The 22,428-nt window shown below is 62.1% G+C and carries 23 protein-coding genes and 1 tRNA gene; 9 read left to right on the plus strand and 15 right to left on the minus strand.

Annotated elements, in window-relative coordinates; genetic code table 11:
- Positions 1–324: 324 nt before the first annotated feature.
- Complete coding sequence (locus AO692_RS04785) at positions 325–1,737, plus strand: cytosine permease (RefSeq protein WP_054308894.1); 1,413 nt, start codon at positions 325–327, stop codon at positions 1,735–1,737.
- A 116-nt stretch (positions 1,738–1,853) separates the two neighbouring features.
- On the opposite strand, the gene AO692_RS04790 is transcribed toward AO692_RS04785, so the two are convergent.
- Positions 1,854–3,020, minus strand: coding sequence for an acetyl-CoA acetyltransferase (locus tag AO692_RS04790; RefSeq protein ID WP_054308895.1), 1,167 nt, complete (start codon positions 3,018–3,020; stop codon positions 1,854–1,856).
- 218 nt (positions 3,021–3,238) lie between these two features.
- Between AO692_RS04790 and betI the strand changes: the two genes are divergently transcribed.
- From betI to betB, 5 genes are read left to right on the plus strand one after another with little or no spacing between them, the layout of a single operon-like run.
- Positions 3,239–3,823, plus strand: coding sequence for a transcriptional regulator BetI (betI, locus tag AO692_RS04795; RefSeq protein WP_054308896.1), 585 nt, complete (start codon positions 3,239–3,241; stop codon positions 3,821–3,823).
- Complete coding sequence (gene betC, locus AO692_RS04800; protein WP_054308897.1) at positions 3,820–5,346, plus strand: choline-sulfatase; 1,527 nt, start codon at positions 3,820–3,822, stop codon at positions 5,344–5,346. The genes betI and betC overlap by 4 nt, the downstream gene beginning before the upstream one ends.
- On the plus strand, positions 5,346–6,347 hold the full coding sequence (locus tag AO692_RS04805; protein WP_054308898.1) for a pyridoxal-phosphate dependent enzyme: 1,002 nt from the start codon (positions 5,346–5,348) through the stop codon (positions 6,345–6,347). The genes betC and AO692_RS04805 overlap by 1 nt, the downstream gene beginning before the upstream one ends.
- Positions 6,340–7,992 carry a choline dehydrogenase gene (gene betA, locus AO692_RS04810; RefSeq protein WP_054308899.1) on the plus strand — a complete coding sequence of 551 codons (1,653 nt, stop codon included), beginning with the start codon at positions 6,340–6,342 and terminating at the stop codon, positions 7,990–7,992. Before AO692_RS04805 ends, betA begins: the two co-directional genes overlap by 8 nt.
- A 48-nt stretch (positions 7,993–8,040) precedes the next feature.
- Positions 8,041–9,504, plus strand: coding sequence for a betaine-aldehyde dehydrogenase (betB, locus tag AO692_RS04815; protein ID WP_054308900.1), 1,464 nt, complete (start codon positions 8,041–8,043; stop codon positions 9,502–9,504).
- Here the strand turns inward: betB and AO692_RS04820 are convergent.
- Positions 9,501–11,753, minus strand: a complete 2,253-nt coding sequence (locus AO692_RS04820) for a mannose-1-phosphate guanylyltransferase/mannose-6-phosphate isomerase (protein ID WP_054308901.1) — start codon at positions 11,751–11,753, stop codon at positions 9,501–9,503. The two genes, betB and AO692_RS04820, sit on opposite strands and share 4 nt — an antisense overlap.
- A gap of 16 nt (positions 11,754–11,769) precedes the next feature.
- Positions 11,770–13,290 (minus strand): phosphomannomutase/phosphoglucomutase, encoded by a 1,521-nt coding sequence (locus AO692_RS04825; protein WP_054308902.1) that lies wholly within the window; start codon positions 13,288–13,290, stop codon positions 11,770–11,772.
- Positions 13,291–13,501: 211 nt separating this feature from the next.
- Here AO692_RS04825 and AO692_RS04830 point away from each other — a divergent pair.
- The 3 genes from AO692_RS04830 (at position 13,502) to AO692_RS32660 (ending at position 14,642) form a co-directional block, all read left to right on the plus strand.
- Positions 13,502–13,578, plus strand: a tRNA-Pro gene (locus AO692_RS04830).
- A gap of 98 nt (positions 13,579–13,676) precedes the next feature.
- A complete protein-coding gene (locus tag AO692_RS32145; protein ID WP_244483281.1) occupies positions 13,677–14,144 on the plus strand; it encodes a thermonuclease family protein in 468 nt (155 codons plus the stop codon).
- Between the two features lie 18 nt (positions 14,145–14,162).
- Entirely contained in the window at positions 14,163–14,642 is a 480-nt protein-coding gene (locus AO692_RS32660; RefSeq protein ID WP_152979718.1) for a hypothetical protein, read from the plus strand.
- Here the strand turns inward: AO692_RS32660 and AO692_RS04845 are convergent.
- The 12 genes from AO692_RS04845 to AO692_RS04895 form a co-directional block, all read right to left on the minus strand.
- Positions 14,634–14,972: a hypothetical protein gene (locus AO692_RS04845; protein WP_054308905.1), complete on the minus strand. Its 339-nt coding sequence runs from the start codon at positions 14,970–14,972 to the stop codon at positions 14,634–14,636. The two genes, AO692_RS32660 and AO692_RS04845, sit on opposite strands and share 9 nt — an antisense overlap.
- A gap of 47 nt (positions 14,973–15,019) precedes the next feature.
- Positions 15,020–15,190: a hypothetical protein gene (locus AO692_RS33360; protein WP_162839655.1), complete on the minus strand. Its 171-nt coding sequence runs from the start codon at positions 15,188–15,190 to the stop codon at positions 15,020–15,022.
- Between the two features lie 53 nt (positions 15,191–15,243).
- The gene (locus AO692_RS04850; RefSeq protein ID WP_054308906.1) at positions 15,244–15,546 is read right to left on the minus strand and encodes a hypothetical protein; all 303 of its coding nucleotides are present in this window, start codon (positions 15,544–15,546) and stop codon (positions 15,244–15,246) included.
- A 61-nt stretch (positions 15,547–15,607) separates the two neighbouring features.
- Positions 15,608–15,868, minus strand: a complete 261-nt coding sequence (locus tag AO692_RS04855) for a hypothetical protein (protein ID WP_054308907.1) — start codon at positions 15,866–15,868, stop codon at positions 15,608–15,610.
- 51 nt (positions 15,869–15,919) lie between these two features.
- Positions 15,920–16,594, minus strand: a complete 675-nt coding sequence (locus AO692_RS04860; RefSeq protein ID WP_082407244.1) for a TIGR02594 family protein — start codon at positions 16,592–16,594, stop codon at positions 15,920–15,922.
- 35 nt (positions 16,595–16,629) lie between these two features.
- Positions 16,630–17,196, minus strand: a complete 567-nt coding sequence (locus AO692_RS04865) for a DUF4376 domain-containing protein (RefSeq protein WP_054308909.1) — start codon at positions 17,194–17,196, stop codon at positions 16,630–16,632.
- The gene (locus tag AO692_RS04870) at positions 17,189–18,541 is read right to left on the minus strand and encodes a DUF2793 domain-containing protein (protein WP_054308910.1); all 1,353 of its coding nucleotides are present in this window, start codon (positions 18,539–18,541) and stop codon (positions 17,189–17,191) included. Before AO692_RS04870 ends, AO692_RS04865 begins: the two co-directional genes overlap by 8 nt.
- Positions 18,538–19,254: a putative phage tail protein gene (locus tag AO692_RS04875; protein WP_082407216.1), complete on the minus strand. Its 717-nt coding sequence runs from the start codon at positions 19,252–19,254 to the stop codon at positions 18,538–18,540. Before AO692_RS04875 ends, AO692_RS04870 begins: the two co-directional genes overlap by 4 nt.
- A 60-nt stretch (positions 19,255–19,314) precedes the next feature.
- Positions 19,315–20,328 carry a baseplate J/gp47 family protein gene (locus AO692_RS04880; protein WP_054308912.1) on the minus strand — a complete coding sequence of 338 codons (1,014 nt, stop codon included), beginning with the start codon at positions 20,326–20,328 and terminating at the stop codon, positions 19,315–19,317.
- Positions 20,329–20,332: 4 nt separating this feature from the next.
- Positions 20,333–20,833 carry a phage GP46 family protein gene (locus tag AO692_RS04885; protein WP_244483255.1) on the minus strand — a complete coding sequence of 167 codons (501 nt, stop codon included), beginning with the start codon at positions 20,831–20,833 and terminating at the stop codon, positions 20,333–20,335.
- A 45-nt stretch (positions 20,834–20,878) separates the two neighbouring features.
- The gene (locus AO692_RS04890; protein ID WP_054308914.1) at positions 20,879–21,358 is read right to left on the minus strand and encodes a phage baseplate assembly protein; all 480 of its coding nucleotides are present in this window, start codon (positions 21,356–21,358) and stop codon (positions 20,879–20,881) included.
- Between the two features lie 4 nt (positions 21,359–21,362).
- Positions 21,363–22,427, minus strand: a complete 1,065-nt coding sequence (locus tag AO692_RS04895) for a hypothetical protein (protein ID WP_054308915.1) — start codon at positions 22,425–22,427, stop codon at positions 21,363–21,365.
- Position 22,428: the final 1 nt, after the last annotated feature.

Consider the following 22,428-nt stretch of genomic DNA (forward strand, 5'->3'; position numbering starts at 1 on the left):
CGATTTCGCATCGAACGGGTAGCGGCTTGACGCGTCTCGCGCAACTGGCAAGCTTTTGGCCTCATGGCAAGCTCTCTGAGGCCTACCCTCGGCTATGCCCAAGCCGACAGGCCGATACCAGAGACTGCAAGGCGAAAACCGCGCAAGCCTTTCGATTGAAACGGATATTTCAGTTCAGCGAGCCGGATGGAGCGGTCCGCTCCTGATAAATGGCGGGGAAAACACAACCAGAGCGCTCACTCTTGACTCACCACCCGCCCCGCTATGTATATACATATCCCCACTTCAAGTGGATTTCAGACCGACTCTCGGGAGGAGGAAAGCATGGCAGCGGCATCAACCGGCGTGGCCGAGCGGCGCACGATCGACCGGATTCCGGAAGGAGAGCGGCACGGTTCGTCCTTCAACCAGTTCACTCTATGGTTCGGCGCGAACCTGCAGATCACGGCCGTGGTCGACGGTGCTTTGTCCATCGTTTTCGGCGCGGAGGCACTGACCGCGATTATCGGCCTCGCCATCGGCAATCTGCTCGGCGGCGCAGTGATGGCGCTGCATTCGGCGCAAGGTCCGCGCCTGGGCCTGCCGCAGATGATCTCCAGCCGGGCGCAGTTCGGCGTAAAGGGCGCGGCACTTCCGCTGATCCTTACTGTGTTGATGTATCTCGGCTTTGCGGCCACAGGCACGGTTCTGTCCGGCCAGGCGATCAACCTGATGTTCGGTGTAGAGGCGCCAGCCTTCGGCATGCTGGTCTTCGGTCTCATCACCGTCATCGTCGCGGTGATTGGCTACAAGCTTATCCATATCATCGGCCGCATAGCGACGGTGGTCGGCATCCTTGGCTTCGGCTATCTCGCTGTACAGCTCTTCTCGCAATACAATGTGGCCGAGGCCTTCGGGCAGAAGCCTTTCAGCGTTGCGACCTTCCTGCTCACCATCGCGCTCGCCGCCGGCTGGCAGATGACCTTCGCACCCTATGTCGCTGATTATTCGCGCTATCTGCCGACAGCAACGCCGGCGAGAACGACCTTCTGGTCGACGCTTCTCGGCTCTGCGATCGGCGCACAGATCGCCATGAGTTTTGGCGTCATCGTGGCAGCTCTCGGCGGAAAGTTCCTGCAGAATCAGGTCGGTTTCATGGGCGACCTCGCCGGCGCCGGGTTAGCGGCACTGCTGACCTATATCGTCATCGTCACCAACAAACTCACAGTCAACTGTCTGAATGCCTATGGCGGCTCGATGACGATGCTGACCACGGTCAGTGCCTTCACCCGGCAGGATCGCATTTCGCAGGCGACGCGCATTGCCTACATCATTGCCTTCGTGGCGGTGTCGGTGGCGATCGCCATCTTCGCCAGTTCGAACTTCCTGTCATCGTTCAAGAATTTCGTGCTGCTGCTGCTCGCCGTCTTCGTGCCCTGGAGCGCCATCAACCTAGTCGACTACTACCTGATCTCGAAGGAGAAGGTCGATATTCCCGCGCTCTACGATGCGTCGGGTCGTTACGGTGCCTACAACTGGGTCGCACTCGGCTGCTATCTCTTTGGCGTGGTGGTGCAGATCCCGTTTCTGAACCAGGCGCTCTATGAAGGGCCGATCGCGGTGATGCTCGGTGGTGCCGACATCTCCTGGATCGTCGCCCTGGTGGCGACTTCGGTGGTCTACTATTTCCTGGCACGCGGCAATGCCAGCGTGCCCCAGACCATGATCCTACCCGAGGACGCGCCTGCCCGGGCATGATCCGGCATTCGAATATCGAGACAAACAGAGAAGCCGCCGTTTCAGTGAAACGGCGGCTTCTCTGTTTGTCTGACACCCCGCCAATGGAAAAGCGCCACGCGCTTTCCGGGAATTGCTCAGCGGATACGGTCGAGGATCGAGACGTAATTGGCGACGGCGGCGCCGCCCATATTGAAGATGCCGCCGAGTTTGGCGTCCTTCACCTGGATGCCGCCAGCCTCTCCAGCAAGCTGCATGGCGGTCAGCACATGCATTGACACGCCGGTGGCGCCGATCGGATGGCCCTTGGCCTTGAGACCACCTGAAGGGTTGATCGGCAGTTTGCCGTCCTTGGCAGTGTAGCCCTCGAGGGCCAGCTTTGCGCCCTCGCCCGGCTTGGCCAAGCCCATTGCCTCGTATTCGATCAGTTCGGCGATGGTGAAGCAGTCATGCGTCTCGACGAAGGAGAGATCGCCGAGTGTAACCCCAGCCTTCTTCAACGCGCGTTCCCAGGCTTGCTCGCAGCCTTCGAAGGCGAGGATGTCGCGCTTCGACATCGGCAGGAAATCCTGCACATGCTCATTGGCGCGGAAGGTGATGGCACGGCGCATCCTGAGCGCGGTGTCGGTATCGGCGAGCACCAGGGCAGCGGCGCCGTCCGAAACTAGCGAGCAGTCGGTGCGCTTCAGCGGGCCGGCGACGAACGGATTCTTCTCGCTTTCCTGGCGGCAGAAATCGAAGCCGAAATCCTTGCGCATCTGCGCATACGGATTGTCGACGCCGTTCTTGTGGTTTTTGGCAGCGATCATCGCCAATGCATCGGACTGATCGCCATAGCGCTGGAAGTAGGCCTGGGCGATCTTGCCGAAAACGCCGGCGAAGCCGGCCGGCGTATCGCCATCTTCCGGCAGATAGGAGGCCTTGAGCAGGTTCTTGCCGATCTCGGGGCCAGGCGTCGTCGTCATCTGTTCCGCACCAACCACCAGAACGATACGGGCGGCATTGGCGTCGATGGCGCGGATGCCCTGGCGAACCGCAGCCGAGCCGGTGGCGCAGGCATTCTCAACACGGGTGGCAGGCTTGAAGCGCAACCGGTCATCGGCCTGGAGAACGAGGCTGGCGGTAAAGTCCTGCGCCGAGAAACCGGCATTGAAATGGCCAAGCACGATTTCGTCGACATCGTCTGGTCCGATGCCAGCATGCTCGAGTGCCTCCGAAGCAACCTTGGTGATCATGCCTTCGAGCGTCTCGCCCTCCAGCTTGCCGAAGCGCGAATGCGCCCAACCGACAATGCTTGCCGTCATGGGAGTTTCTCCAAATTGGCCTTGCCTTTCCTAGCACATTAGGCCCGGCACGGTAACTGTTCAATCCTGAACATATGGGCCAGTCACGAAGAGTTGCGAGGGTCGCCTTGCGGAACAGCAGTCCCCTCGCCTCGCGTCGCAATGACCAAAATACATGGCGGGATTTTTATTGATTGACGAGTCAATAAAAAATAACTTGCCTGACGGGAGAAGCTGAAATGCCGAAAATCGGAATGGAACCGCTGCGCCGCAAGGCGCTGATCGACGCCACGATCTCCGCGATCGGCGAGCGTGGGTCCCTCAACGTCACCATGTCGGAAATCGCTGACCGTGCGGGCGTCTCCTCCGCACTCGCCCATCACTATTTCGGGCCGAAGGAAGAGCTGCTGCTGGCCACGATGCGACATCTTTTGACCGATCTCGGCGCCGACACGATCGCGGCGCTCAACAAGGCCGGCACGCCACGCGAACGGCTGTCAGCAATTGTCGGCGTGAACTTCAACGCCGGCCAGTTCCGCGAGGAGACCGTGCATGCCTGGCTTGCCTTCTATGTCGAGGCGCAAAACTCGCTCTCGCTGAGACGGCTGCTGCGCATCTATGCGCGCCGGCTGCATTCCAACCTGATGAGCGGGCTTTCGCCGCTGGTGCCACGCGAGGAGGCCGCGCGCATGGCCGAAGCGATCGCCGCCATGATAGACGGGCTCTACATCCGCCGCGCGCTGCGCGATGGACTACCCAACCCCCTCAGTGCCGGTGCGCTGGTGGAGGACTATATCGACGCCAAGCTGGCACAGGTTCGATGACAAAAACGCCCAACATCCTGATCGTCATGGTCGACCAGCTCACCGGAACATTGTTTCCGGACGGGCCGGCGGACTTCCTGCACGCGCCGAACCTGAAGGCGTTTGCCGCACGCTCGGCGCGGTTCCGCAACAACTACACCGCCTCACCTCTGTGCGCGCCGGGACGTGCGGCCTTCATGAGCGGGCAACTGCCCTCGCGCAACGGCGTCTACGACAATGCCGCCGAATTCCCCTCCTCCATCCCGACATTCGCGCACCATTTGCGTGCAGCCGGCTATCACACCGTGCTGTCGGGCAAGATGCATTTCGTCGGACCAGACCAATTGCACGGCTTCGAGGAGCGCCTGACCACCGACATCTACCCGGCCGATTTCGGCTGGACGCCGGATTACCGCAAGCCCGGCGAGCGCATCGACTGGTGGTACCACAATCTGGGCTCCGTGACCGGTGCAGGCGTCGCCGAGATCACCAACCAGATGGAGTATGACGACGAAGTCGCCTTCCACGCCCAGCAGAAACTCTACGACTTCGCCCGGATATCAGACGACGCACAGCGCCGCCCCTGGTGCCTGACCGTCTCCTTCACGCACCCACACGATCCTTATGTCGCACGGCGCCAATATTGGGACCTCTATGAGGACTGCCCGGCGCTCGAGCCGGAAACCGGCTTCATCCCATACGACAAGCAGGACCCACATTCGCAGCGGCTCTACAAGGCCAGCGACTACGACAGCTTTTCGATCACCCCCGAGCATATCCGCCGCGCCCGGCAAGGCTACTTCGCCAACATCTCCTATCTCGACGACAAGGTCGGCGAGCTGCTCTCCGTGCTCGATCGCACCCGCATGGCCGACGACACCCTTGTCGTTTTCGCATCCGACCACGGCGACATGCTTGGCGAACGCGGCCTGTGGTTCAAGATGTGCTTCTACGAAGGCTCGGCGCGTGTGCCTTTGATGATCGCGGGCAAGGACATTCGCCCTGCCCGCATCGACGTGCCGGTTTCGAACCTCGACCTTTGCCCGACGCTGTGCGACCTTGCCGGCATCGACATCGGCGCCATCCAGCCTTGGACCGACGGACAATCGCTGGTGCCGCTGCTGCAGGGCGGCGGGCGCAGCGAGCCGGTGCTGATGGAATACGCCGCGGAGGGCTCCTATGCACCGATGGTGGCGATCCGCGAAGGCCGCTACAAATTCGTGCATTGCGAGATCGACCCGCCGCAATTGTTCGACCTGGAACAGGATCCGCGCGAACGCGTCAATCTGGCCAGCGACCCCGATCACGCAGCGATCGCGGCAGCACTCATGGAAAAGGTACGGTTGCGCTGGGACATGGGCGCATTCGACGCTGCCGTGCGCGAAAGCCAGGCAAGGCGCTGGGTGATCTACCCGGCACTGCGCAACGGCGCCTACTATCCATGGGAATTCCAGCCGCTGCAGAAAGCCTCCGAGCGCTATATGCGCAACCACATGAACCTCGACACGCTTGAGGCCGACAAACGCTTTCCAAGGGGTGAGTGATGATTGAGCCCCCTGTTCCGTCTCTCGACCACATCCAGCGCGCCTATGCCGAAACGGCAAAGGCGACACAGAGGACGCCGCTGCTGGAATCGGCGGCACTTGCCCGCCAGACCGGCGCCGCGCGCGTCTTCGTCAAACCGGAATCGCTGCAATGGGCAGGCTCCTTCAAGGTGCGTGGTGCTTATTGGCGGTTGAAGCAGCTGTCGCCCGAAGAAGCCAGGGAGGGCGTCGTCGCCTATTCCTCCGGCAATTTTGCGCAAGGGCTGGCAGCGGCGGGTCAGGCACTCGGCATTCCCGTGACCATCGTCATGCCGATCGATGCACCGGCGGCCAAACGCGAAGCGACTGCAGGCTATGGTGCGCGTGTAGTCCTGACCGATCATGGCAACCGAGCCCGAGAGGAAGTGGCGGCGGCAAAGGCCCGCGAGATCGCCGCGACGGAGGGCCTGGCGCTGCTGCACCCCTTCGATGATCCGGAGATCGTCGCCGGGCAGGCTGGCGCAGGACTGGAGGCGCTCGATCAGTTGGCTGCCCGCGGCGCTGCAGCTGATCTTCTTTTTTGCCAGGTCGGAGGCGGTGGCCTGATCGGAGGCATCTCTCTGGCCTTCCATTATCTCTCGCCCCGAACCCGGATACTTGCCGTGGAGCCAGAGGGCTTCAACGGCATGGGCTCGTCGCTCGCGCATGGCGCGATCGAAACAATGCCGCTCGGCCCAAGCTCGATCTGCGACGGGCTGATGGCGCGGGCACCCGGCATCGCCCCCTTTGCTGCGCTGAAGACGGCGGGTGCTGAAGGCATCACGGTGAACGACGCTGCCGTGCGGCGGGCAATGAAGACCGCTTTCGAGCGGTTGAAACTGGTGCTTGAGCCTTCAGGCGCGGCATCGCTGGCAGCTCTGGTCGATAGCGGCATAGATGTCGCAGGCAAGACCGTGCTCGTAATCGCAACTGGCGGCAACATCTCGCTCGCCGATTTCATGGCGCATATGGAAAATGCTTGAAGCGGATTTCGTCATCATCGGCTCCGGCTCGGCCGGTTCGGCCATGGCCTACCGCCTGTCGGAGGACGGCAAGCATTCGGTGATCGTCATCGAGTATGGCGGCTCTGATGCCGGCCCGCTCATCCAGATGCCATCGGCGCTGTCGATCCCCCTCAACATGCCGCTCTACGACTGGGGTTTCACCTCCGAGCCGGAGCCACATCTCGGCGGGCGTATCCTCGCCACGCCGCGCGGCAAGGTGATCGGCGGCTCGTCCTCGATCAACGGCATGGTCTATGTGCGTGGCCATGCGCGCGACTTCGACCACTGGTCTGAGCAAGGCGCGACGGGCTGGAGCTACGCCGACGTGCTGCCTTACTTCAAACGCATGGAGGACAGCCATGGCGGGGAAGATGGCTGGCGCGGCAAGGGTGGACCGCTGCATGTGCAGCGCGGCGCCCGCACGAACCCGCTCTATGCCGCCTTCATCGAAGCGGGCCGCCAGGCCGGCTTCGAACTGACCGACGACTACAACGGCGCCAAGCAGGAAGGCTTTGGGCCGATGGAGCAGACCATCCGCAACGGCCAGCGCTGGTCGGCAGCGAATGCCTATCTGAAGCCAGCGCTGAAACGGCAAAATGTGAGTCTCGTCAAAGGCTTCGCTCGGCGTGTGCTCATCGAGAATCAACGTGCCGTCGGCGTCGAGATCGAAGCTCGCAAACAGATTCAGGTCGTTAAAGCGCGGCGTGAGGTGATCGTCGCAGCATCCTCCATCAATTCGCCCAAGATCCTGATGCTGTCCGGCATCGGCCCTGCCCGACACCTGGCCGAACACGGCATTCCGGTCGTCGCCGATCGACCCGGCGTCGGCCAGAATCTGCAGGACCACATGGAGCTCTATATCCAGCAGGAAGCGACCCAGCCGATCACTCTGAACTCGATCCTCAACCCTTTCTCCAAGGCACTGATCGGGGCGCGATGGCTGTTCTTCAAAAGCGGGCTGGGTGCCACCAACCACTTCGAAGCCGCGGCCTTCGTACGCTCGGCGCCGGGTGTCGACTATCCCGACATCCAGTATCACTTCATCCCGGCGGCTGTGCGTTATGACGGCAAGGCGGTCGCGAAGTCGCACGGCTTCCAGGCGCATGTCGGACCGATGCGGTCGAAGTCGCGCGGCTCCATCACGCTGCGCTCGCATGATCCCAATGCCAAGCCGATGATCCGCTTCAACTACATGTCGCATGCCGACGACTGGCAGGATTTTCGTCACTGCATCCGTCTTACCCGCGAGATCTTCGGACAGGCTGCCTTCGATCCGTTCCGCGGCCAGGAAATCTCGCCGGGCAGCCATGTGCAGAGCGACGATGAACTGGATGCGTTCATTCGCGCGCATGCCGAGAGCGCGTATCATCCCTGCGGCACCTGCCGCATCGGCCGCACCGATGATCTCCATGCCGTGGTCGATCCGGAATGCCGGGTGATCGGTGTCGACGGTCTGCGTGTCGCCGATTCCTCGATTTTCCCGCGCGTCACCAACGGCAATCTCAACGCGCCGTCGATCATGACCGGTGAGAAGGCCGCCGACCATATTCTCGGCCGCACACCGCTCGCGCCCTCGAACCAGGAACCCTGGATCAATCCGCGCTGGCAGGTCTCGGACAGATAGAGCATCATTGGCCGTCGCATTCGGCGGGCCACAGAATTCGGAGATCCCATGCGCGCGCAGCCCAAGGCATCGCACTACATCAACGGCCGCTTCGTCGACGACGAACAGGGCGCGCCGCTGCCGGTGATCTATCCGGCGACCGGCGAAACCATCGCCACGCTGCATTCGGCAACGCCCAACATCGTCGAACTGGCCATCGAGGCAGCACGCGCCGCGCAACCGGCCTGGGCACGGCTGAAGCCGGTGGAGCGCGGTCGCATCCTGCGCCGTGCTGCCGACATCCTGCGCGCCCGCAACGCCGAGCTTGCCCGCATCGAAACGCTGGATACCGGCAAGGCAATCCAGGAGACGTTGGTGGCCGATCCGGCGTCTGCCGCGGACGCGCTGGAATATTTCGGCGGCGCGGTAGCGAGCTACACCGGCGACTATGTCGATCTCGGCGGTCCCTTCGCATACACGCGGCGCGAGGCGCTCGGCGTCTGCGTCGGCATCGGCGCCTGGAACTATCCGATCCAGGGTGCGGGTTGGAAATCTGCCCCGGCGCTAGCCATGGGCAATGCCATGGTATTCAAGCCGTCGGAGAACACGCCGCTCTCCGCCCTGGCACTTGCCGAAATCTACACGGAAGCCGGCTTGCCGGACGGATTGTTCAACGTCGTGCAAGGTTACGGCGATGTCGGCGGCGCGCTGGCTTCGCACGAGGTGGTCGCCAAGGTCTCGCTGACCGGCTCGGTGCCGACCGGCAAGAAGGTGCTGGCGCTGACTGGTTCCCTTATGAAGCACGCCACGATGGAACTCGGCGGCAAGTCGCCGCTGATCGTTTTCGACGATGCCGATCTCGAGAACGCCATCGGCGGTGCCATGCTCGGCAATTTCTATTCGACAGGCCAGGTCTGCTCCAACGGCACCCGCGTGTTCGTCCAGAAAGCTCTGCATGACCGTTTCGTCGAACGGCTGACGGAGCGTACCAAGGCAATACGCATCGGCGACCCGCTCGATCCTGAAACGCAGATGGGCCCATTGATCAACAAGGCACAGCACGACAAGGTGATGTCTTATATCGGCGTCGGCAAGACCGACGGCGCGTCGCTCCATTACGGCGGCGGCGAGCCGAAGCTGCAGGGTTTCGAAAACGGCTTCTTCATCGAACCGACCATCTTCACCAATGTCACGGACCAGATGCGCATCGCGCGCGAGGAGATCTTCGGGCCCGTGATGAGCGTGCTGTCCTTCAATGACGAAGACGAAGTGATCGACCGCGCCAACGATACCGAATTCGGCCTCTCTGCCGGCGTCTTCACCCGCGACCTGCCGCGCGCGCATCGCGTGATCGCAGAATTGCAGGCAGGCACCTGCTGGATCAACAACTATAACCTGTCGCCGGTCGAGATGCCGTTCGGCGGCTTCAAGCAGTCGGGCATCGGCCGCGAGAACTCGCTGTCAGCACTGGCACTCTACTCACAGGAGAAGTCGGTCTATGTGGAAACAGGTGACGTGGCGAGCCCGTACTAGGCCGGTCTCCCCTTCCCTGTTTCTTCTGTCTTGTCGAGATATTGCGTGAGTGCCGTGACAAGATGATAGAAGATGCTTGCCGGCACTTCCGTGGCCTGTGAGCGGCCACGTTCGTCGATGCGATCGATCCACAGGCCGACCGGCGCTGGATCGATGTGCCAGCGGAACAGACGCCCGACACGGGCCTCGATCTCCGGTTTCAGATCCGGCCCCCCCGTGCCGTCCAACGCGATTGCTGCCTTGATCGCTTCGGTTTGTGGCCAACTGCGTGAAATGCTGTCGAGCGGCAGGCCGTCACGCGAGACGGCACCGTAAGCCAGCCCCGTGGCACGGTTCAAGCCATTGGCGATGGCCGAGGCGTAGAGCTTGCGCGCATAGCCAGCGAGATCGGCCTGGCCGCTGCGCTCGGCAAAATCGACCAGCAGCGAAGCCCATTCGAAATGATGACCGGGCTCGGTCCATTCGCCGCGCTCACTCAACGCCGGTTTCCACTCGTCATCGAAATACTCGCCGAGCGTCCAGCTTTCGCGGTCGAAGAAATGGCTACGGAAGAGGTCTACCAGCCTCGCGGAGCGGCGCAGATAGGTGCGGTCGCCGGTAGCCAAATGCCATGCCAGGAACGCCTCCAGCAGATGCATATGCGGGTTGGAACGACGCTCTCCCTTGCCGCCCGATATCTCCAGGAAGCCGGTCAGGCGTTCGTCTTCCAGGTGCGCATCGAGGAAAGAGAACGTCTCCTGCCCCAAACGCAACGCATCAGGATTGCCGCACATATGCGCATGCGCCAGCGCCAGCAGGACGCAGGAGTGGTCGTAGGCGTCCTCCGCAGGATCGGCGATGCTGCCGTCCACATTCATCGTGCGCACCCAGCCGCCATTGTCGGTACGGCCATAACGCGCCATGAAGTCGATACCATGTGCGATAAGCCGATCGGCGGGCCCATCCCAGCCACGCACCTTGGCCACCGCGAAGGCATAGACCTGGCGAGCCATTGTGCGCATGCGCTTGGGCTTCATCAGAGGAGACGCGTCGAAACCCAAAGCTTCGTGAAAACCGCCATGGCGATCATCCACGCCAACGGTCGACCATAACGGCATGGTTTCCTCGAACAGCCAATGGCGCACACGCTTGCGCCAGGAGCCATTCTCGATGACGCGGTCATGCGCCGGCGTGAATTTGGTTTCCAGGCGTCCACTCTTCTCGAGCTGCTCGACAATCTTGCGCACATTCTGGCTGTGGCTCACGGGCGCGACAAAAGTCGCGTCGGCGGTCGAGACGATGGCGATGTCCTTCAGGCCGACCGCCGAGAGCAAGCGACCCTGGCTGCGGATGTAGGAATCCTGGCAATCGATGGCGACAACGTCACCAATGACGACATTGCCATCCTTGTCGGCGGGGCCGACGTCGAGCAGCGACTGCCATGAGCCGAGATCGTTCCAGCGGAAACCCGCTGGAACCATGGCGATGTCGCTCGCCCGCTCCATGACGGCATAGTCGATCGAAATCGAGGGAATGGCTTCGTAGAGATCCTGCACCATGTAGAGGCCGGACACGTCGCTGGTCGCTGCCTTGAAGGCAGTCTCAGTGGCCTGCCAGATCTCCGGTCGAAACGACAGGAAGGCATCCCGCATGGCGCTGGCACGAAACAGGAAGATGCCGGCATTCCAGTAGAAATTGCCTGCCGCGAGATAGGTTTCGGCCGTGGCAAGATCTGGTTTTTCAACGAAACGCGAGACATCGAACACGCCACCCTGCTCCGTTCCGACTTCGATATAGCCATAGCCTGTTTCGGGCTGGGTCGGTTTTACGCCGAATACGACCAGCCTGCCGGCTCGGGCAGCCGGAACGCCGGCCTCCACGGTCTGCCAGAACTGCGCCGTGGTCGAAATCTCGTGATCGGACGGCACCACCAGCATCAGCGCATCGTCGAATTCGGCAAGCGTACGCAACGTTGCCAACGCCACGGCGGCGGCTGTGTTGCAGCCAACGGGCTCGAACAATGCGCCTCCACCACGAAGATCGATGCCGGCAAGGTCGGCGCTGACTCGCTCGGCATGACGCTCTGAGGCGATCAGGAAGACCGGCGTCTCCCCTCCAACGCGCGCGGTCAGCCGCTGCAGCGTCTTGACCAGCATCGAGCCGTCACCGGACAGATCATGGAACTGCTTGGGATTGTCCTCGCGCGATAGCGGCCACAGCCGCGAACCGACGCCGCCGCTCATCACAAAACCGACGATGCGCTCGTTCATACCGCCCCACGCACATTCAAAACGTCTGATTATAAGGCCCGACATCCGGGCTGCGCCGCAGCACGGCATCGACACCTTCGAACATCTGCTGCCGCCGCTCGGCGGAAACCGGGCTTTCCACCACCACGACCAGCTCCGGCTTGTTCGACGAGGCTCTTACCAGCCCCCAGGTGCCATCCTCGGCGACCACACGCACACCGTTGACGGTCACGAGGTCAACGATCTTCTGGCCGGCAAAGACCTCGCCGCGTTGCTTCAGCGCCTGGAAGTCGGCAACGACGCGCTCGACGACGCCATATTTCTTGTCGTCGTCGCAATGCGGCGACATGGTCGGCGTGCCAAAGGTCAGCGGCAGGTCGCGATAGAGATCGGCCATCGATTTTTCGGGATTGCGGTCGAGCATGCGGCAGACGGCGATCGCCGTGACAAGCCCATCGTCGTAGCCGCGCCCGATAGGCGGGTTGAAAAAGAAATGCCCCGACTTCTCGAAGCCGGCGATGGCACCTAGCTCGGCAACCCGGCGCTTGATGTAGGAATGGCCGGTCTTCCAATAGTCTGTCTTTGCATCGTTGGCACGGAGCACGTCATCAGTGTTGAACAGACCGGTTGATTTCACGTCGACGACAAAAACCGAACCGGAATGCTGACTGGAAATGTCGCGGGCAAGCATCACGCCGACCTTGTCGGCGAAGATTTCGTTGCCCTCATTGTCGACCACGCCGCAGCGGTCGCCATCGCCATCAAACCCCAGGCCGACATCGGCGCCGGTCTCCAGCACCTTGTCGCGGATGGCGTGCAGCATCTTCATGTCTTCGGGGTTGGGATTGTAGCGCGGGAAAGTATGGTCGAGTTCCACGTCGAGCGGGATCACTTCGCAGCCGATGCGCTCCAGTACCTCAGGCGCGAAGGCGCCCGCGGTGCCGTTGCCACAGGCAGCAACCACCTTCAATTTTCGGGAAATGCTTCCGCTGGAAACCAGATCGTTGACATAAGTTTGCCGAAAGTCCGGAACGAACTCGTAGCTGCCACCATCGGTGAGATCGAAATCCCCACCGAGCACGATGTCTCTCAGCGACGCCATCTCTTCAGGACCAAAGGTCAGCGGCCGCTGCGCGCCCATTTTCACGCCCGTCCAGCCGTTCTCGTTGTGTGAAGCGGTGACCATGGCGACGGACGGAACGTCGAGCGCGAACTGGGCGAAATAAGCCATCGGCGAAAGCGCCAGGCCGATATCCTTGACCCTGGCGCCAGTGGCCATCAGGCCGGAAACCAGCGCCAGCTTGATCGACAGAGAATAAGATCGGAAATCATGACCGGTGACGATGCCGGGACCAACGCCCAGACGGCGAATCAGCGTTCCCAGCCCCATTCCCAGCGCCTGAACACCGACGAGGTTCAGTTCGGGCGGCTGTGCAGAAGCCGGATGGCCAAACCACCAGCGCGCGTCATATTCGCGGAAACCCGACGGCTTGACGAGCGCCGCGGTCTCGAAAGCGAAAGTATTGGGCTTGGCTTCGGCGACGATCTTGAAGGTCAAGACAGCGGAGCTCCTATAAGGCCAAAGCCTGTTTGCGGCGACATGAAACGTTCCGGATCGCCGTTACGCGCAGCGGTTTTAGCACATCTGCCTAACAGGAACCTTATCCAAGCGAGCCATGCGCCGACAAAGCTAACGAAATGCGACCGGAACAGCGCCATACCCGCTTGCAGGAACGGGACGCGGCAGCTATAAGCCCGCCGTCTGGTCACGGAGTGTAGCGCAGCCTGGTAGCGCACATCGTTCGGGACGATGGGGTCGCAGGTTCGAATCCTGCCACTCCGACCAGAAAAATCAAAGGGTTGCCCTTGTTCTCCCGAATGCACCCCACAGTTATCCCCACAGTTTCCGCCGTTCTTTTCCACATTGGCATGTTCTCACCGCCGATGACTGCGGCGGCCGAACCCATTGTCGGCGTCGCCTCAGTAGTCGACGGCGACACAATCGAAATCCACGGCCAGCGTATCCGCCTCAACGGAATCGACGCACCTGAAAGCCGGCAGCTTTGCCTCGATGCTGGAGGCAAGAAATACCGCTGTGGGCAAAAGGCCGCACTTGCGCTGTCTGACTTCCTCGACGCGCATCGGCCGACATCGTGCGTCGAGGTTGACCGAGATCGCTACCGACGTGCCGTTGCCGTTTGCACTGCCGGCGGGCACGACATCGCCGAATGGATGGTCAGGCAAGGCCATGCGCTCGACTGGCCGCGCTACAGTGACGGCGCATATGCCCCGGCCGAGCGAGACGCCAGAGCGGCCGAACGCGGCATGTGGGCGGGCTCCTTTGCTCGACCATGGGAGTGGCGAGCGGATCACGACGGCGCCGAATTGATCGGCATTACGTTGCGAGAATAGGAACACATTCCTTTTTGCTTGACTGCCGTCGAGCATGAGAACATTTTAAGAACACGCTGGGCGACCGGCCATTCATCATTTCATGCGTCGGGATGCGCGCGAGAGGCGCCGCCGGGAGTGTTTTTGGCTGCGATGAGCCACAATCCAAGACGAGAGCCAGGCTTAAAGCCGGAAGAGGTCGCGCGCATCTCAGCATCGATCGTAAAGGAGATGCCGGCGCCGGAAGACCGCCGTTGGCGCGATCTGTTCGAGTTGTCGTGCTGGATCTCTGAACGTGCGGCCATGGGCAAGACGGTGTTCCTGTCGCCGGCTACCGCGCATGTCGTAGCGCGCCATCTCAGCACGTGCCACGAGAAGCCAACGCGCGACGACATCGCCCTGATGATCTGCAAGCGTGGCGAGATCAATCGATGCGCCGACCCCTGTTATGACTGCCGGGGAAAAGCCAATATCGTGATCAGGGCTTACGGGTGCGGGGCTGGCGGCGGGTCACGGTAATTCGGAAGGAGGCGCATCGCCTTTGATGCGCCGCACGATGGCTTCGAATACGAGGTCGCTGATCCACATGGCAATGGTGCCGATCAGAAACGCCATGGCGTAGACCGCCGACGCGTCGGTCGGCATGGGCGGCCAGCCATAATAACGCACGATGTGAACCGCCCAAGGCGTCAGGTAGCCTGCGGCAAGCGTGCCGCAGACAGGAGAAAGGAAGACCTCGCGCACTTTGAACCTCTTCCGTGAGAGGGATCGGAGTAGCCCGCCCGCCGCGCCGGCACCCAGGATCGCTGGATCGAGGCCGATGGTGGTGAGGAAGTCGTGGAAGCTCATATCGGCCTCGATGTGCGAGTGAAGGCAGTGCAGGCAGGGATGTGGCGTCAGCTCTGTTTGTTCGCGGGAAAAGCGAACGTCGCGGCCGCCGAAAGCAGGACGACGATGGCGCCCTGGATTTCCGGTGTCGCCCACTCGGCCGGCAACAGTCCGCGCGCCACAAGCAGGCCCGCTGTGCCGCCGACTATCGAGCCGATAAGCTTGCTGTAATTACCCATATCGGTGTTCCTTCATCTTTACATTGAGTGAGAGGGGATCGAGGAACGACGCGCTATTCGCGTGCGTAGCTCGATATCGTCAGGTAGGCGGTGAAGGCGGCGGTCAGCACGCCGGCCGTGGTCTGGCTGGATGGGTCCTTGCAAAGCGGCACCAGTGAATTCCAGGCACCGTCGACCCGTTGCTGGTTGCGTTCCGAAACCTTTCCGAAGGCGACGGCCACCAGATAGAGGCCGTGCGCATCGGCCGAGGCCTTGCAGATTTGCGGAAGGTTCCTGCGGATCGACTGGTCGATCTCGACAGTCGTGCAGCCGGCGAGCGCAAGCATCGCCGCTGCCATGCATAGCAGCAGTCGCATTTGTCATTTTTCCTTGTGTGTGAGGGATGCCCGGCTCACCCGGCCGGGCTCGGGTGGATCGTCAGGAAGCCTTGGCGGCCCTGTCGAAGGTCAGTTCGTAGACCTCACCGATCTCGAACTGTTCGACGGCCGCAGGGTTGGTGATTGTGATCGACAGATCGCCGGAAGGCGTCCATTTCGACCAATCGCCGTTGCCCTCCGGCAGGCCTTTCAGATAGCTGCCGAAGGCGGCGCCCATCTTCACCTCCACATTGACCGACGTGGCATCGGCGGTAGTGCGGTGGTTGATTTCCTTGACATAGAACATTGCTCGGACCGTCATCGGTCTTCTCCTTTTATGAATTACCGGCGAACCCGGCCGGCGCGGGATCGGTCAGGCCTCGTTTTGCGAGACCGTGGCGTCGAGCGTCGAAAACGGCAGCTCGATCGATGGCATCGGGAAGGCCTTCGGCCAGCGCAACGGACCGGCAAGGCGGCTCTTGGCGATGCGCGTGATGGTCACGGCGTTGGACTGGTTGCCGCCGAGGACGTGGAATGTCTCACGGTCATGCCCGACTACCATGGCGATGTGCCCGCCCCCGGGCCGGGAGAACGGCGCGACGGCGCCGGCCGCGACGATCTTCAGCGGCACGCCGAAGTTACGCCAGTTCAAGGCGTAGTATGGGTTGGACGGTAACACCTCGTCCGGCAGCGTCAGGGCGATGCAGGTTTCCATGAAGTCGCCGCACCATGGCAATTGCGCCGGGTCGCCAAGCGTGTTGCCGTCGCTTTTCAGCCAGTCGCGCAGCGTCTTGTTGTTCAGTTTCTCGTGCAGTCCAATCTTGGCCCGTGCCAGTTCCAGCCATGGGGCAACGGCATCGCCTTCAGGCTTGCGCGGGAACAGCGCGGCCGTTGTCACCGGTCCGACGATACCGTCGGCATCCAAGTTTCGGGCGCGCTGAAACTGCTTGACGGCCGCGGCCGTCTGGCGGCCCGGAATGCCATCCAGATCGCCGGGCTGATAGCCAAGTTCTTTCAGCCGCCGCTGAATATCCAGCGTCGTCGTCATGTTCATGATCCTTGATTGTTGGGATTTGTGCCGGGTTACGGCCAGTTCGCCGCGTCTATCGCCGCCTGCGTGGTTATGGTGCCAGCCTCGATGGCGGAAGCCACTTCTGCCTCGGCAGCAAAGCAAGCCTGGACGTGGGTGCCAACGGCTGTGGCGATCGTGGCCAGAGTGGCGGCGTTCATGACAACCCAACCCGAAGCGGCCTTGTAGCTGATCGACATTTCGGGATTGGCCTGCGAGTAGGCGTAGGCACCAGTGATCATGGACTGGCTCTCACGGCTCGTATCGAGGCGCGCGCCGCCGACCGTGATGCCGCCAGTCTCGATCCGCCAGCGTTTTTCCGCTGCGTAGGCAGAGAGCTGCGCCTTGAGCGGCAGAGGCCACAGAGTGAGACCGAGGGACGCCAGCACAGCCGCGAGCGCCGCTTCTGTCTGCTCCCCCTCATCGTCGGCGGGCCAGCATGTCGGATGCCCTTCGTTGTCGAGCCAAGCGGCGTAAGCCACATCGGTTTCGACGTCGGCGACGAGCGACTGTCGCGCCGAACTGTACAGGCGGCCGTCGTCGGAGAGCCAGTACCAATCGCGGATATCGAAGTCACGCATATTGACCTCCCGTCTCGATAAGGCCGGCCGAATTGCCAGGAATGAAGTTCGGGCCGCTGTTGTTGGTGTTGATCACGCCATTCAGCGAAGCATGGTATCTTCGGCCCAAACCGCCGCCGCCGGCCTGGAAGGTAAGGGCTGCGATTTCGATGACGCCACCGGTACGGGCGACCGCAGTCGCGTCGGCGAACGATGGATTGTTTGAAGTGATCAGCATCTGTGCCCCCGTCGAAGCCGCGATGGTTCCGCCAGTCGCCGCATAGAGGGCTGCATAGGCATCACTTCTGACTTCGGCCGCGAGACCCGATTGCAGGACGATACCGCCGCTGTCGGTCGCAAACATATGCGACCATGTCGCTTGCGCCGAACCGTTGAAGATGACGCCGTCGATTGTCGCGACCCCCGCTTTGCCAACCTGCAGGTTGTGCTGAACGGCGCCAACCCCATAGGTCAAGGAGAGACCAATCAACGAAACAGTCGAGGCAACGATCGTCACGCCGCGTGTGCCAGTAAGCACGTAACCGCTGCGGTTCGCCTTGTCTCCCGTGATCTCGATAGCACCCGCAACGCTGTTGATGGAGACGGTATCATAGGTCCCAGGAGTGCCGAGCTTGAGGATCGCCTTGCGGCCGGCAAATGCATAACGGTTCTGGATACGATCGACTGCTGCGGCGAGCGTCTTGAAGGCGTGAGCCGCATCGTTTGCGCTACCGTCATTCAGATCGTTGCCATCAGGTCGGACATAGAGCGTCAGAGTGGCGGTGTCCGGACGCAGGATATAGCTGGCCAGATCCTGAGCCCGCACGACGCCTGTTCCCACGGCATCCTTCACGTCCTGCGTCGTCGCCGTCTTGACCAGTCCTGCGCGCGTATCGGTCGCGAAAAACTCGATGTAGATACCGGCAGCCCGGACGAACAGGCGGCTATCCGGCAAACAGACACCATGGCCGTCCTTTGTCTGGATGAGTGCCCAGGATGAGCCTGTCCAGATCGCCAGTTTTTGCGAATTGCCAGCCCAAGCGCCGGCAGCACCGGCAGGCACGATATAAGCATCGCCCATGACCGGCGCCCCTGGCGGCACGATTGTGGTGACGGACAGAACCGGCATCCATGCGAGACGCCCGGCGAAGCCTGGCAGCAGCATCAGGTTCAGAGCTTGCCAGAGCTGCGTCAAATCGTTGTCGCTAGGCACCAATCCAGCCTGAGTGAGAACGTACAGGAGTTCACGCTGCGGCTGTTCGACGGCTTTCGCCGGCACTTTGGAGCCAGCAACGGCACCCGGAACATTCTTGTCGACATACCCGGCATTCGGGTCCGGCGATCCAAACGGCGCCTGATATTTCATGGGTTGGGCTCCACTATTTCGAGAACGGGAATGGTCCAGGCAGGCGATAGCCGCATGAGGATGCAGAGCAGCCTTTCGGCATCGCCAAAGGAGAAGAGGGGATCGGCGCCGCATTCACCCTCGCCGGTCCTGAAGTAGAAGACGGCGACTTCGCTCACGCGGACGATCCAGTAGATTTCCTGAGACCATGCACCGGTCGCATGCTCGCCGCCGCATTCGGAAAAGCCGCATTCGAAGACGGCAGGCTCCTCGATCTCGACGACAAAACCATAGTCGAGCGCGAGGCGGACGAAGTCTCCCGGCGTGATCAACGGAGCGGCATTGACCTTGGCCACGACGGCGGCAATGCGTTCGGCACGGGTCTGTTCGGCCTGGACGCAACTGTCCGGCAAACCATATTCGGTTTCCCAATCTTCAAGCGTCTGGTCGAAGGTGGCGGGGCTCGCTTCCAGCGCAAGCAAGAATGCTCGCCGATAGAGCGTCACAAACGGAGACAGCAGCACCTGAGTCAGCTTCGCCCAGTTCGACGACGTATCGACAGCGAGACCGTCCGGCGAACCGAAGACCGCACCACGCGGCCAGAAGTTCAAAGCTGCCGGCAGAAGCTGTTCGACATCCGGATCGGCCAGGACATCGAACGGCGTCGCGACAGGCTGGCGTACTTGATCGGGCGAAGGATCGCGCGTGACCGTGTTGAGACCGGCATCACGCATAGGTAACGACCCCAAGGACCGGGAACTGTCCACCGGTCAGCGTTATGTCGCTCGCCGGTGTCAACAAAATGTGCCGGTCTTCACCGGAAGCGGCCGAGATCGCTTCCGAAATCCAGCTTCTGGAGACGGTAAAGGTGTTCCCCGCAATTCCAGGGCGGCATCGGCTGACAAGCATTGCCCGGATCGAGGTCTCGACGGCAGCCCGAATTTCCGCCGTGTCCTGGCTAAGGCCGGAAATCGAGACGTTGATCGGCAGCGAAACCGGGGCGGATGCTCACTGGCGTCGACCCGGATCAGGCGCCGCGCGTCGATCGCCGCCTGCACGGCGGCAACATCGCCCGCTAACGGAATGGAATTGGCGCGGCCCGCGAAGAGAAACAGCACCGTTACAGCTCCGGGCGAAGCCGGCACACGGAAGGCCCACGCCTTGACGACGCCGGCAACCGACAGGGCGATCTCTTCGTAATCGCTCAAGGCACCGGCACGCGGCGGATTGCGCTTGCGTTGCAATGCGCGTGAGCGCAGCGCTTCCAGCGTCTCGGCATCTGCGCCGCCGCCCAGCCCGCCTGTGGCCACGGTGAATTCCTGCGAAAGCGTCGGCTCAAGCGAAGGATCGGCCAGCATCAACACGGCGCCGACGTCGCGGTTTGTCGAGGCGCCGGTCTGTTCACACAGGACAGGAAAAGCGAGCGCGCCAGCATCGTCTGCGGTGACAGCGGCCGTGGTGACAAAGGTCTGGCCGCCGCTCGAAAAGCGAATGCCCGCAGGATAGACCTGGTTGGCAGCCCCCGTTCCCGTTACGACGCCAGAGGCGGCCGATGCGGGCTTGGTCCAGATGCCGATATCGGCGGCCAGCAGCGAAACCCACTCGGCGTTGTCGGCAGACCACAGGAACATGTTGCGGTGGAGCCAGCCGAAGCGCAGCTCATATTCACGTGCCAGCAGGGAGATCGCCTTGGCGATGACATAGGTGATGTTGATGCGCAGGCTGGCATCGGTGCCCGGCATATACTGCCTGAAGGCACCGCGCACGGTGCGCGATATCTCGTCGAGCGAGCGAAGCGGAAAGGCCATTCTGTCACCTGATCGAAGGCGTTAAGGGATCGCGCGCCAGGGTTCCCCAGAGCAGCGCGAAGCGTTGCGAGAAACGCTGCTCGCCGGCATTGCCGTAGCCGCGCACATCGAGATCGAGCCGATTCTGGGTCCGATTCGCGAAAGCCGTCACATCGAAACGGGCGAATGCACCATCGTCGATCAAAGGTTGCAGCGCTGCACGGGCATAGTCCTGCGCCTCAAGCTCAAGATCCTCTGTCAGTGCGCGACGACGCAGTAGCCAGAGGCGAGACCCAAGCGGCACTTCACCCGGTTCAAGATCGAAACTATCGCCGGGCCAACCACGATTGGCATCTCCGTCGCGCAGCTCGGACACCTCGACGCGGCAATCCGTCATCAGGCAGATCAGGACGGCCGTCGCCAACGATTGACCTGCACGCAACCCGGCTGGATTGACAGGATCGTCAGTCACGGAGATTTCCAGATCGCCTATTATGCCGTTCCACACGACATCGGGATCGAGCATCGGCGTTGCCGGCCCGTCGAGCGCAATGATACGCATGTCTGTCTTTCAGGTTGTCAGGACGCCGTTGGCGAAATTGCTGGTGTCGACATCGCCATCGCTGTCGATCGTGCCCTGCGCCGATACTGGCCTGTCAGCATTGGGACCCCCAAGCTTGACCTGGCCTTCGAGGATGATCGTCGGCGCGATCATGTGGATGACGGTCGCATGCACGATGCGCAGATCGGCCTGCACCACCGACACGATGTTGCCGGTGTGATCGTAGATCGCCGTGCCGCCCATGGCGATATCCGGGCGAAGCGACGGATTTTCACCGCCGAAGACATAGGCGGAGTCGCGATTGCCGCGTGCCGACATGGCAACGCCGATCCCGCCCTTGACGGGATGCGAGGCAAAACCATGCGGCTCGGGGCGGTGAACCCGTTCGAACCTGTCACCGGCAAAACCCTTGCCGCCGATGAACTGCTGTCCGTCCTTGTGCTCGACTTTCCCGTCAAGCTGGAAGCGCGTGAGGTGGCTATCGAACATGACGCTACTCCCCCTCGTCGCGGTATGCCGGATCGGATGCCGAAGGCGCGCCCCACCCGCTCGCCGAACTGCCGCGCGGATTGTCGCCGCCAAGCGCGCGAGGATCCTTCAGGGACAGCGTCGCCCTGGTGCCTTCGTTTTCATCGGCGCCCTGCTCCAGGGCGACTTCGGCGATCACCATGTCCTGATTGATGCCAAGCCAACTGTCGTCGACCGCCACAAGAAAATTGCGTGTCCAGAGGCGCCCTGCTCCGTCGCGCCATCCGGGTGTGACGATCGAGCAGGACGTGCCGTTGCCGGCACCGCGCTGCGCTTCCCATTTGGCGCGCTTCTTCAGGCGTGCCGATGTCGCTTCGCCCTCATAGGTCAGGATACGCGGCCGGTTACGCTTGACCCCGGCATCGTTTGCAGATCCTTCCGACCGCAAGGCCGGTGCCGTGACGCCGGTCGAATTCTGGCCGCGCACCTTGACGGATGAAAACCGGCCGGCTCCCGTGATCTGCGCTTCGGCTTGCTTGATATTCTTCCCGCGAACGAGACCGCCAGCGTGACGCCCCTCCGGCTTGTCGGCAAGCTTCAGCTTTCCCTTTTCGGTGTCCTGTATCAGCACCCCTTGCGCGCGTGCATCGGTCTCCAGGGTCTGGAAAAGGCTTTCGCCGGGGACAACCTTGTGCCTAGCCTTGCGCTCGGTTTTGGGATTTCCTTCGACGCCGATGCCGAGCGTGTCGAATTCCCTGGCGATGTCGAGCAGATCGCAATCCTTCTTGTACCCGCTCGGATGATCGATCGAACACTCGACGGCATCGATCGTGCGCGACACGAACGTCACCTCATAGGACCGGTCCGCCTCGCCGTGGCTGCCGCGAACATCGCGCACGAAACCGGCGCCCCACAGGTCGCCGGAGACCGTTATCGTGGCGGGGTCGTCAGGCTGGCAAGGCACGCCATCGCCGGTATGGGCGACGGTGAAGGAGGCCTCGCGGACCGCCCCCTCGGCACTAGCTGACAGGCGGCAGGCCTTGTGCGACAATGGCTTGCCGGCAACGTTGAAAACGACTGTTTCGAACATG

Source organism: Mesorhizobium sp. 1M-11, assembly GCF_001303895.1.
In the GTDB taxonomy this organism is placed as follows: domain Bacteria; phylum Pseudomonadota; class Alphaproteobacteria; order Rhizobiales; family Rhizobiaceae; genus Mesorhizobium.